Annotated in this window: 13 protein-coding genes; all 13 read left to right on the plus strand. The window is 74.0% G+C overall.

What is annotated here, in order from left to right; genetic code table 11:
• Entirely contained in the window at positions 1-1,008 is a 1,008-nt protein-coding gene (locus tag GL263_RS01725; protein ID WP_228456016.1) for a helix-turn-helix transcriptional regulator, read from the plus strand.
• Positions 1,005-1,862 (plus strand): transcriptional regulator, encoded by an 858-nt coding sequence (locus GL263_RS01730; RefSeq protein WP_323379206.1) that lies wholly within the window; start codon positions 1,005-1,007, stop codon positions 1,860-1,862. Before GL263_RS01725 ends, GL263_RS01730 begins: the two co-directional genes overlap by 4 nt.
• A gap of 182 nt (positions 1,863-2,044) precedes the next feature.
• Entirely contained in the window at positions 2,045-2,965 is a 921-nt protein-coding gene (locus tag GL263_RS01735; RefSeq protein WP_182853729.1) for an ACP S-malonyltransferase, read from the plus strand.
• A 280-nt stretch (positions 2,966-3,245) separates the two neighbouring features.
• The gene (locus GL263_RS01740) at positions 3,246-3,500 is read left to right on the plus strand and encodes an acyl carrier protein (RefSeq protein ID WP_143645962.1); all 255 of its coding nucleotides are present in this window, start codon (positions 3,246-3,248) and stop codon (positions 3,498-3,500) included.
• Between the two features lie 58 nt (positions 3,501-3,558).
• Entirely contained in the window at positions 3,559-4,851 is a 1,293-nt protein-coding gene (locus GL263_RS01745) for a beta-ketoacyl-[acyl-carrier-protein] synthase family protein (RefSeq protein ID WP_182853730.1), read from the plus strand.
• Entirely contained in the window at positions 4,848-5,993 is a 1,146-nt protein-coding gene (locus GL263_RS01750; RefSeq protein ID WP_182853731.1) for a beta-ketoacyl-[acyl-carrier-protein] synthase family protein, read from the plus strand. Before GL263_RS01745 ends, GL263_RS01750 begins: the two co-directional genes overlap by 4 nt.
• Positions 5,990-6,949: a beta-ketoacyl synthase N-terminal-like domain-containing protein gene (locus tag GL263_RS01755; RefSeq protein ID WP_182853732.1), complete on the plus strand. Its 960-nt coding sequence runs from the start codon at positions 5,990-5,992 to the stop codon at positions 6,947-6,949. Before GL263_RS01750 ends, GL263_RS01755 begins: the two co-directional genes overlap by 4 nt.
• Positions 6,949-7,878, plus strand: coding sequence for an alpha/beta fold hydrolase (locus GL263_RS01760; protein ID WP_228456017.1), 930 nt, complete (start codon positions 6,949-6,951; stop codon positions 7,876-7,878). The genes GL263_RS01755 and GL263_RS01760 overlap by 1 nt, the downstream gene beginning before the upstream one ends.
• Entirely contained in the window at positions 7,875-8,912 is a 1,038-nt protein-coding gene (locus tag GL263_RS01765; RefSeq protein WP_182853733.1) for a thioesterase family protein, read from the plus strand. Before GL263_RS01760 ends, GL263_RS01765 begins: the two co-directional genes overlap by 4 nt.
• Positions 8,909-9,286 carry a hypothetical protein gene (locus GL263_RS01770; protein WP_182853734.1) on the plus strand — a complete coding sequence of 126 codons (378 nt, stop codon included), beginning with the start codon at positions 8,909-8,911 and terminating at the stop codon, positions 9,284-9,286. The genes GL263_RS01765 and GL263_RS01770 overlap by 4 nt, the downstream gene beginning before the upstream one ends.
• 1 nt (position 9,287) lies before the next feature.
• A complete protein-coding gene (locus tag GL263_RS01775; RefSeq protein ID WP_182853735.1) occupies positions 9,288-9,695 on the plus strand; it encodes a hypothetical protein in 408 nt (135 codons plus the stop codon).
• Positions 9,695-10,144 carry a hypothetical protein gene (locus GL263_RS01780; protein ID WP_182853736.1) on the plus strand — a complete coding sequence of 150 codons (450 nt, stop codon included), beginning with the start codon at positions 9,695-9,697 and terminating at the stop codon, positions 10,142-10,144. Before GL263_RS01775 ends, GL263_RS01780 begins: the two co-directional genes overlap by 1 nt.
• 22 nt (positions 10,145-10,166) lie before the next feature.
• Positions 10,167-11,309, plus strand: a 1,143-nt coding sequence (locus tag GL263_RS01785) for a beta-ketoacyl synthase N-terminal-like domain-containing protein (RefSeq protein ID WP_182853737.1), incomplete at its 3' end; no start/stop codon positions are given.

Genomic DNA, 11,309 nt, shown 5'->3' on the forward strand with positions numbered 1-11,309 from the left:
ATGAGTGCTTCCGTGTGGCCGCCGCGCGACCCGGGAGGAGGCCGGCGCCACGCCCGTACCAGGGCGGGCGGCACCGAGCCGGCGGCCGGCGTGCCCGGCCCGGCGGGGATGCCCGGCGTCCCGGACGACCCGGCGGCGTCCGCGGACCGGATGGAACAGGCCCTGCTCCAGGCCCGCGAGCTGATCGACTCGACGATGTCGCTGCACCGGGACCGCCCGGCGCGGGACGCCCTGGTGATACGGGCCGACGACGCCGAGGCGGGGGCCACCGTGGCCAGACTCCTGGGCCGTGCGCGACACTCGGTCTCCGCCTCGCTGCCCGGCGACGGCGAGCAGTCTCAGGCGGTGTTCGCCGCGCTCACCGGCCGCCGCGCCGAGCCACCGGAGAAGTCCGCCGCCCCGCTCGCCGCGGGCTCCTCCCGCAGCACCGGGCGGGTGGTCGTCCCCTCCTCGCGGAGGGCGCCGCAACCGGCCGCCGGCGGCGTGGTGGTGCGCCTCCTGTGCACGCCGCGCGCGCTGAGCGCCGGCGTGCCCAGCGCCTGCGCGCTACGGGCCGCGCGCTGCGAGATCAGGGTGGTGGACAGCGAGCTGCGGGAGGCGCTGATCGTCGACGGCCGGGTGGCGCTCATCCAGTCCGGCCCCGAGCACTCCGACAGCGCGGCGATCATCAAGGACACCGCCTCCGTACGGGCGCTCGACCTGCTCTTCGCCGGTTCCTGGGCCAACGCCCGCCCGCTGGCCGAGCATCTGCGGCTCAGCGAGCGGCTGCTCCGCACCCCCTCCGCCCAGCGCGTGCTGGAACGGCTGCGCGAGGGGCACACGGACGACGTCGCCGCCCGCGAACTCCAGGTCTCGCTGCGGACGTACCGGCGGTACGTCGCCGCGGTGATGAAGGAGCTGGGTGTCAGCTCCCGGTTCCAGGCCGGGGTGCGCGCGGTCGAACTCGGGCTGCTCCCCCGCAGGGGAACGGTCACCGGCGCCGGACTGGGCGGAGTGGGGCGAGCGTGAACGAGGCCATCGTGCCGGTACCGGCGGCGGACGGCGAGCCGCCCGGCGCGCACCCGCAGCCCGAGGAGTTCGGCGACGATGTCGAGGCGGCACTGCTCGCCGCCCGGCAGCTGATCGAGGCGACGGTCGCCAAGCACCGTCACCGCAAGGTCCAGGACTCGCTCATCACGGCCGTCGGCGCGGCGCGGGAGGACGTCATGGACGCCTCGCTGCGCCTGGTGGGCGCCGCCCGCCGGACGATAGACGTCGTACTCGCCGACGCCGAGTACGTCGACGTGGTGCGGGCGGCGGGCGCGGTGCTCGTCTCCGAGAAACCCGACGTACGGGTCCGACTGCTGTGCACCCAGGCCGTGCTCGACATGGGCCTGATCCACCGCTCGCTGCTGGCGCACCCGGCCACCGAGGTGAGGGTGGCGCGGATGTCGATGCTCCAGGCCATGCTGGTCGACGACGAGGCCGCCATGGTCACCGCGCCCTCGGCGGTCGGCCGCCAGGTCTCGGTGATCAGGGCGGCGACGGTCATCAGCACGCTCGGCATGCTCTTCGAGGGGCTGTGGCGGCACGCGGTGGCGGTCGGGGAAAGGGTCGACTTCGGCGACCGGAACCGGGCCAGGACCTCCCGCCGCATCCTGGAGTGCCTCCAGGCCGGCGTCACCGACGAGGTCGCCGCCCGTGAGCTGGCGGTCTCCGTCCGCACGTACCGGCGGCACGTCGCGGAGATCATGACGCTGCTGGGCGCCAGTTCCCGCTTCCAGGCGGGAGTGCGCGCCGCCGAGCTGGGCCTGTTACCCGCAGCGTCCGGCGCCGGCCGCCGCCCGGTCGCCGCCGAGGCTCCCGGCGCGCCCGGAGCCTGACCCCGGCGCCCGCCGTCCGCCGCCCGCCACACCCCGCGGAAACCGCGCCGTCCCATCGGGGTTGGCAGCTTCCTGAAGCACGCTTGCCCGCCCCGGTCGCCGACGGCTAGACAGGCCCGGGGCGGGCCCGCCGGGCCGTCCCCGCTTGCGAGCGCGGCTACCAGGGGGAAGGTGCGGGAGAGATGAGCGCGGAGCCGATCGGTCTGGTGTTCCCCGGTCAGGGAACACAGCGCGAGGCGATGGGGGAGCCCTGGCGGGAGAGCCCGGCCTGGCCGCTTGTCGACGAGGTCTCCGAGTACTCCTCGGTGGACGTCGAGGAGCTGCTGCTGCGCACCCCGGGCGAGCGGCTGCGCCGCACCGACCTCGCCCAACTGGCCGTCTACACGGTCTCGCTGCTCGCCTGGCGGGAGGCGGAGGACGCCGGCCTGCTGGCGGGCGCGGTCGCCTGCGCCGGGCACAGCCTCGGTGAGTACACCGCCCTGACCGCCGCCGGCGTGCTGGGCCTGCGGGACGGCGTCGCGCTGGTGACGGCCAGGGGCCGGGCCATGCGGCAGGCCGCCGAGAGCCGGCCGGGCACGATGGGCGTGCTGGTCAGGGCCGGGCTGCCGGAGGCGGAGAAGCTCGTCGCCGAGGCGGCGGCCGAAGGGCACGGGCTGTGGGTGGCCAACGTCAACGGGCCCGGCCAGGTGGTCGTCTCCGGCGGTGAGGACGCCGTCGCCTTCGCCGAGCGGCGGGCGCCGGACCTCGGCGCGAAGCTGATCCGGGTGCCGGTGGGCGGCGCCTTCCACTCCCCGTTCATGGCGCCGGCCGCCGAGGAACTGCGCGCCGCCGTGGAGCGGGCCTCGTTCCGGCCCGGCCGGCTGCCGGTGGTGGCCAACGTCGACGCGAGGCCGTACGGCGGCTCCGACGACTGGCCGGAACTGGTCACGCGGCAGCTCGTCTCGCCGGTGCGGTGGGAGGAGAGCGTGCACACGCTCACCGGCCGGCTGGGCTGCCGGCGGCTGGTCGAACTGGGGCCCGGCCGCACGCTGGCCGGCCTCGTCCGCCGGATCACGCCGGACGTCCCCGTCGACTGCCACGACGCGCCCGCCGCGCTCTCCTGAACCGCCCGCAGCTCACCCCCTCTCCGAGGCCCCCTGCCTCACCCCGTTCTCGCAGCCGCCGTGTCCCGACGCTCTTTCCCCGGTTCCCGGCCGCGCCGAGGATGTCCCCCATCTGACGCGTGGAGTCCCCGACGGCACCCGGGAATTCAGCTCTTCCGTCGCCTCGGAAAGAGGGTGGCAGCTTGCTGACGAACGCCTTGCCGGGGCTTCCGGCCATCGCTTAGAAATTTCTCGGAACCACCGGGAATTGCCGATGCGGCAATCTGAGAAAGGTAAGGCGATGGCTGCCGAAACCCGTGAAGAACGCCTTGAGGTCATCAAGGAGATCGTCTGCGACATTCTTGAGATCGAGGAGGACGAGGTCACCGAGACCAGCCTCTTCAAGGAGGACCACAGCGCCGACTCGCTCCGCGCGATCGAGATTCTCGCCGCCCTCGAGAAGGAGTTCGGCTGCGTCATCAACCAGTCCGAGCTGCCCCGCATGGTGAACCTCAAGGGCGTGTACGAGGTCGTGTCGGAGTCGGCCGGCTGGTGACGGCCCGGGCCGCCCGCGGGCGGCCGGCCGGTCGGGACGGTGGACAGGGAGGGTTGGCATGTCGGCAGCGCACGGCGCTGGTTCAGCTGGTTCAACGGTGAGCGGACCGGGGGCGGGTCCGCACCGGGTGGTCCTCACCGGGCTCGGAGTGGTCTCCAGTATCGGTCTGGGCGTGAAGGAGTTCCTCCAGGGACTCCGTGAGGGCCGCAGCGGGGCGCGACCCATCTCGGTGTTCGACACCGAGGGTTTTGCCCACGCGAACGGCTGCGAGATCACGGACTTCGACCCGCACGAGTGGATACGCACACTCGACCCCGAACACCTGGGCCGGGCGACGCAGTTCTCGGTGGCCGCCGCCAGGATGGCGCTCAACGACGCCGGGCTCGACGCGGCCGCCCTGCGCGACCGCCGCGGCCTCGTCTCGGTGGGCACCACGGACGGCGAGTCCTACGACCTCGACCAGCTGGTCGCCACCGAACTCGAAGAAGGCCCCGAGCGGTTCGACCCGCTCGCGGCCAGGAGGGTGCCGGCGGCCCGCCTGTCGGTCGCCGTCGCCCAGGAGCTGGAGCTGGCCGACGTCGAGGCCGTCACCGTCCCGACCGCCTGCGCCGCCGGCAACTACGCCATCGGCTACGGCTTCGACGCCGTCCGCTCCGGCGAGGCGGAGTACGCGTTCTGCGGCGGCGCCGACGCGATGTGCCGCAAGACGTTCACCGGCTTCTACCGCCTCGGCACGATCGCCCCGGACCGCTGCCAGCCCTTCGACGTGGACCGCAAGGGCATCCTGACCGGCGAGGGCGCCGGCGTGCTCGTCCTGGAGCGGCTGGAGTCGGCGCTGGAGCGCGGCGCGCACATCTACGCCGAGGTGCTGGGTTACGGCCTCAACTGCGACGCCCACCACCAGGTGGCGCCCAACCAGGCGAGTGTCGCCCGCTGCATGGAGCTCGCGCTGGACAACGCCGGCGTCTCCCGGGAGCAGGTCGACCTGATCTCCGCGCACGGCACGGGCACCAAGGCCAACGACATCACCGAGGCCGGCGCGATCCGGCAGGTCTTCGGAGACCGCCCCCCGCGCACGGTCTCGATGAAGTCGATGCTCGGCCACAGCATGGGCGCGGCCAGCGCGCTGGCCGCCATCGGCTGCGCCCTCGCCATCGACAACCGCTTCGTCCCGCCGACGATCAACCACCAGAACACCGACCCGGATTGCGACGTCGACTGCGTCCCCAACAAGGCCGTCGAGGCCGACCTGCGGGTCGTCCAGAACAACGGCCTCGCCTTCGGGGGGAACAACGCCGCCGTCCTGCTGGGGCTCTACGAGCCCGAACGTGCCCCCGAGGAGGAAGCATGACAAGCCGTCCCATCACCGGGATGGGCGTGGTCACCAGCGTCGGGCGGGGCGTGCGACCGCTGTTCGACGCCCTGTGCGAGGGCCGGACCGGGCGCGCGGAGCTGCGTGGCTTCGACCGCACCCGGTTCCGCGCCCAGCACGCCTACGAGGTGGACGACCGCCCCGCCGAGGGGGTTGACGTGCCCGCCCGCGCCACCGCGCTGCTCGTCGACGCCATCGGCCAGGCCGCCGCCGACGCGGGCCTCGGCGACGACCTGAGCGGCGTTCCCGTCCTCATCGGCACCGGCCTGCGCGAGCTGCGCTCGATGGAGCTGTGGTGGCGGGAGGGCGGCGAGTTCCGCGACGTCGGGCTGCACTTCGGCACAGCGTTGCGGGAGCGGTTCAACGCCGACGTGACCCACACCTTCTCCAACGCCTGCTCCGCGTCGCTCTACGCCCTCGCGCTCGGCTGCGATCTGCTGGCCCAGGAGAGCGGGAACGCCCCCGATGCCGTGGTGGTCGCCGGCGTCGACGTCCTCACCGAGAGCATGTACGGCCTGCTGGAGCGGGTCCACCCGACACCGCCGGACCGGGTCCGGCCGTTCGACCGGGACCGCACCGGCGTGCTGATGGGCGACGGCGCCGCCGCCGTCGTGCTGCACCGCGAGGCGGGCGACCGCCGTGTCCACGCCACGCTGCGCGGTGTCGCGGTGAACTGCGACGCGTACCACGTCACCGCGCCCTCCCCGGAGGGCATCGCCAAGGCGATGCGGCAGGCGTACGAGCTCGCCGGCGTCAAGCCCGCCGACATCGACCTGGTCATGCTGCACGGCACGGGCACGCTGCTCAACGACGAGGCGGAGGCCGTCGCCATGGCCGACGCCCTCGGTGAGAACGCCGGCGGCCCGCTGATGACGGCCATCAAGTCGATGACCGGCCACACCTCGGGAGCCTCCGGAATGGTCGGGCTCACCATGGGCGTCACCTCGCTGGCCGACGGCCGGGTGCCGCCGACGGTCGGCCTGGACAACCCGGTCGACGAGGCGGCCGAGTTCCGACTGGTCACCGGCGAGGCGGCCGAAGCCCGCATGACCACGGCCCAGTTGAACGCGTTCGGTTTCGGCGGCATCAACGCCGTCGCGATAGTGGAGGCGGCGGCATGAGCGTCGACGTCGTGGTGAGCGGGCTGGCCGTACTCGTGCCGGGAGCCGACTCCGCCAAGGCCCTGGCCGCCGGCCCGCCCGAGGGCGCCGAGCCCGTCGAGCCGGCCGCGCTGGTGGGCCGCAAGGGACTGCGCTACAAGGACCGCGCCACCCAGCTCGGTTACTGCCTCACGGCCGCCGCCCTGCGCGACGCGGAGCTGCTGGACGAGGAGGACACCGCGATCGGCGGCGACGCCGTCGGCGTGGTCGTCAGCTCCAACTACGGCAACCTCGACACGGTCGCCCGCGCCCTGGACACCCTGCGGGAGGGCACGGTCAGCGCGACCAGCCCGATGGACCTGCCCAACGCGTCGAGCAACGTCGTCGCCTCCTCCGCCGCCATCCGGTACGGCCTGCGCGGCCCCAACCTGATGGTGTGCAACGGCGCCACCTCCGGGCTGGACGCCGTGCACTGGGCGCTCACCCTGATATCCGCCGGGCGGGTGCCCCGGGTGCTGGTGATCGGCGTCGAGCCGGACAACAACGTCGTCCGCCGGCTGCTGGAGCCCGACGGCGTCACCCGCGCCGTCGACGGCGGCGCCGCGCTGCTGCTGGAGAGCGCGGACGCGGCCCGGGCGCGCGGGGTCCGGACCCGAGCCCGGCTCGGCGACTACGTCCGAACCGCCGGCCTGCGGCCGCTGGTCGAGCGGCTGGCCGCCGGCGGCGCCCCCGCCCCGGTCCGCTGGCAGCTCCCGGAGGGTGCCTCCGCGCCGGCCGCCGAGCTGCTGCCGGGCGCGGCGCGCGCCGCGCTGCCGCAGCACCTGGGCCGGGCGTCCGGCGCGCTGGGAGTCCTCCAGGTCGCCGCCGCGATCGGCTGGTACGAGGACGGCGGCAGCGGGCCCGTCTGGGCCGTCTGCGGCACGGACGCCGACGACGCCTGCGCCGGCCTGACGCTGCGGGAGCCGGAGAACACCTGATGTCCCCAACGGAGTCGACGGTCACCCTCCGGCGCGCCGCCGCCCCGGACGCCCCGCGGATGATGCTGCTGCACGGGCTCGCCGAGAACGAGAGCGTGTGGGACGCCTGCCTGCCGGCGCTGCCCGCAAGCCACGAGATCTGGTCCGCGAGCCTGCCGTGGAGCGCCGAGGGGGTCACCGACTGGGGCGCGGACGTCGACCTCACCGAGCGGCTGCGGGAGGCCCTCGAAGCGGCCCCCGGCGCGGTGGACGTCGTCGTCGCGCACTCCATGTCGGCGAACGTGCTGCTCGACCTGCTCGACCGCGACGGCCGGGCGGGCGGCGGCCTTCTGGCCCGGTACGGCATACGGGCCCTGGTCCTGGTGTCGCCGTTCTACCGGCGCTCGGCCGAGGAGTTCGACTGGCGGACCATCAGCTACTACCTGAACGACTTCCACCTGATCATGGAGGAAGGGCTGCGGGTCCACTCCGGTGGCCGGCTGCCCGCCGACCTCCAGGCCGCCATGGCCGAGCGCGTCCGGGACCGCGTGGGCCCCTACGGCTGGCTGCGGTTCTTCGAACTGTACCTGCGCACACCGCTGTTGCGGACGTCCGCGATCACCACCCGGGCCCTGGTGCTGGGCGGTGAGCACGACTTCGCGGCGCCGCCCGGCGAGGCCAGAACGCTGGCCGCCGCCCTGCCGGACGCCGACGTCCACGTCCTCACCGGCTGCGGGCACTTCCCGATGATCGAGGCGGCGGAGCGCTTCGCCTCCCGCGTCACCTCCTTCGTCGACTCCCTCAGCCGCCCCGCCCCGACCGGCGGCCCCGCCCCGTCCGGCCCGGGAACCTCCGGACCAGCCAGCACACCCGAACCACACGAACCACTCGGGACGGGCCCCGCACCACGCGGAGCCGTCCCCGTCACCGCACTGGAGCATCGCCGATGACCGCAGCAAGCACCGTCGTCACCGAGGCCGCCGTCAAGGCGCTCCTCAACGAACAGACCACCGTCCAGGTCCGGCCCCGCTACGAGGGCTCCAACATCTGCACCTGGATCGGCTTCAAGCACGTCAACTACATGGTCGAGGAAGCCGTGCTCGACCACTTCCGCCAGGTCGGCATGCCGGCCCGCGCCCTCTACGAGGAGCACGGCCTGGGCCTGGACATCGTCGCCCTGGACACCCGCATCCTGCACGCCTTCCACATGGACGACCTCGCCGAGGCCGTCGTCGAGCCGGCCGCCAAGACCGGCAAGCCCGGAAAGGCCGGCAGGGCCGGCAAGGACGACGACCGCACCCTCGGTCTCCGCGTCACGATCAACGTCGAGCGGGACGGCGTGGTCCACAAGGCCGTCACCGCCAAGGTCAGGGTCTCGCTGCGGATCGACACCTACCTCGACTCCGCCGGCGAGGTTCCGGCCGAGCTGGCGCCCTTCGTGGTCGGCCGCCTCGGTGAGCAGCGGGAGGCCGAGCCCCGCGTCCCGTTCGACAGCGAGGACGGCATCCTCGACCAGCTCCTGGAAGGCAAGAACGCCTACGGCTGGACGTGGCACATCCCCTACCCCTACTGCCACTTCACCGAGCGCCTGCAGATGTCCGGCTACCTGCGGCTGATGGAGGAGGGCAAGGACCGCTTTGTCGCCGACCGGGGCATCTCCATCAAGACGCTGCTCGACGACCGCCGTTGGATCCCGGTGGTGCCGCGCTCGGAGATCACCGTTCTCGACGAGGCGATGATGGAGGAGGACCTCTACATCACCTACGAGGTCGAGGAGGTCTTCAAGGACTTCACCTACACCTCCCGGATGAACTTCTACGTCATCCGCGACGGCGAGCTGCTGCGCACCGCCACCGGCACGATCGTGCACGGCTACGCGGTGATCAGGAACCGCCGCGACTGGAGCCTGGAGAACTTCGACCAGCGCGTGCTGGACGCCGTCAGGGGCGACGGCGTCAAGGGCGCGGCGCCGAGGCACTGGTGAACCCCGCCCCGGGGGCGGACGGCGGCGCCGCCGCGCCGGCGGACGACCGGCCGCCGCAGGTCGTGCTCATCGAGAGCCAGGGCTGGTGCGCCCCGGTGGACGCCGGCCTGCGCCGCGACGCGGTGGCGCAGGCCCGGGCCGGCCGCGCGGTGCTGATGTACCTGATCGAGGACGCCAGCGTGCTGGCCCGCCCCGAGTCGGACACCGCGCTCGACGAGCTCCAGCGGGCGGGCGGCCGGCTGCTCGTCGACCGCTTCTCCCTGGAGCAGCGCGGGTTGGCCGGCATACCGCTGCGCCCCGGGGCGCGGATCGCCGACATGGACGAGCTGGCCGAGCTTGTCGTGCGGCCCGACGTACAGGTGGTGTGGCACTGACATGGCGAGGAAGATCCCGCACAGCGACGTGCTGGTGACCCTCATGGGCGCACCGCACGAGTCGGACCGCACGACCAGCGCGCTCCGCCTGGTCCAGGCGCTGCTGGAGCGCGGCAATTCGGTGGCGGTGTGGACGTGCGGCTACGCCACGCTGCTCACGCAGCGCTCCCTCGGCACGGAGAAGCCGCGCAACCTGGCCGACTGGAACACCGCCTACCCGTCCACCACCGGGCTCGTCCAGGACCTGCTCGACACGTTCCCCGAGCGGCTGCGCTGGTACGGCTGCCGCTTCTGCAGCGACGACCGGGGCGCGGACGACCACCTGCCGGCCGTGGTGCTCCGCCCGCCGGCCGGCTACGCGGCGAACGTCGCCGCCGCCGACCGCACGCTGATGGTGGGGGTCATCTGATGGCACACGCCCTGGCCCTGGTGGAGAAGGCCTACCGGGGAGCGCTGGAGAAGCAGTTCTTCGACTCGCTCTACCTCGCCACCGAACTGCACCGGCAGCTCGGCGGGCTGGACATCCTGCTGCGCGGCCGCGCGGTCACCTACGGCATCGAGGCGCCGCCCGTGCCCGCGCTGCGGATGGGCGGCCGGACGCTGGACACGCTCAGCGACCCCCGGCGCGACCTGCGCGCGCTGATCGAGGCGGGCGTGGGCGTCTGGGCCGAGCGCGACGCCCTCGCCGCCCACGGCCTCCACGAGGCCGCCCTCGCCCCCGACGAGACCGCCCCGGCCATGGACGGCGACAAGCCGCCCGCCGGAGTGCCCGTGCGGCTGCTGGACGGCGTACGGACCGTCGCCGACGGCGAGATGGCCGCCCGCTGGCCCGAGTACCGAATGGTCTTCTACCTGTGAACGGAAGGGAAACGTGGCGCCCATGAGCACCACCACAACGGCCCCGGCCACGGCCGCCGCCCCCCGGGGCGCCGCCGGCCACCCGGTCATCACCGCCTGGTCCGCCGTGTCGCCGTTCGGCATCGGTCGCGACGACTTCCGCGCCGGGCTGCGGGAGCGCCGCCGTACGGCCGGCCGCCCCGAGCCGGTCGCCGGCACCGGCGCCGCCGGCCCGGCCGACGAAGCCTGTACCGTGCCGTCGTTCGACGTGCGCGCGGTCCTCGGCCGGAAGGGCACCCGCTCGATGGACAGGGTGACCGGCCTCGCCGTCACCACCGTCGGCGCCCTGCTCGACGACACCGAGCGCAACCGTGCCGTCGGCACCGGCGAAGGTGCCGCCCTCGCGCTCGGCACGACCACCGGCAGCGCGCAGAGCATGATGGACTTCACCCGGGACTCCCTCACCGGCGAGCAGCCGTTCTTCGTCGACCCGGCGCGCTTCCCGAACACGGTGATGAACTGCGCCGCAGGCCAGAGCGCCATCTGGTACCAGCTCCAGGGCCCCAACACCACGATCGCCGGCGGCCGTACGGCCGGCCTGCACGCGCTGAACTACTCACGCCGGCTGCTGGCGGCCGGCCGCGCGCAGACGGTGCTGTGCGGTGCCGCCGAGGAGTACTCGACGGCCAGGGCGTGGCTGGAGCACCACTCGGGCGCCGGCGTCGCCGCCGGCGGCGCACCCCTCGGTGAGGGCTGCGCGATGCTGCTGGTCGAGCCGCAGGCCGCGCCGGGCGCCGAGGCCGGGCAGCCGGTGCTCGCCGACGTGCTGGCCGTGGAGCTGGGCGTGGTGATCCGCGACGACGTACGGGCCGCGCTCTCGGCCTGCCTGGAGCGGGCGTTCCGCCGGGCGGGCGTGGGCGCGGAGCAGGTGGCGGTGGTCGCCCGCTGCGGCGCGCCGGGCGCCGAGGGCGCCGGAGAGTCCGCCGCCGTCGCCGCGCTGCTCGATGCCGTCCCCGCCACGGACCTCGACCTGATCGAGCTGGTCGGCGACACCGGCGCCGCGTCCGCCGGCCTCCAGGTCGCCGGCCTGCTGGCCTGGGCTGAGGACAACCCGTCCGAGGGCAACCCGCGCGAGGACGGCCGCATCGGCCTGGTGACCAGCGTCGACCGCAGCGGCGGCGTCGGC

The organism is Streptomyces durbertensis, from assembly GCF_014156695.1.
GTDB classification, from domain to species: domain Bacteria; phylum Actinomycetota; class Actinomycetes; order Streptomycetales; family Streptomycetaceae; genus Streptomyces; species Streptomyces durbertensis.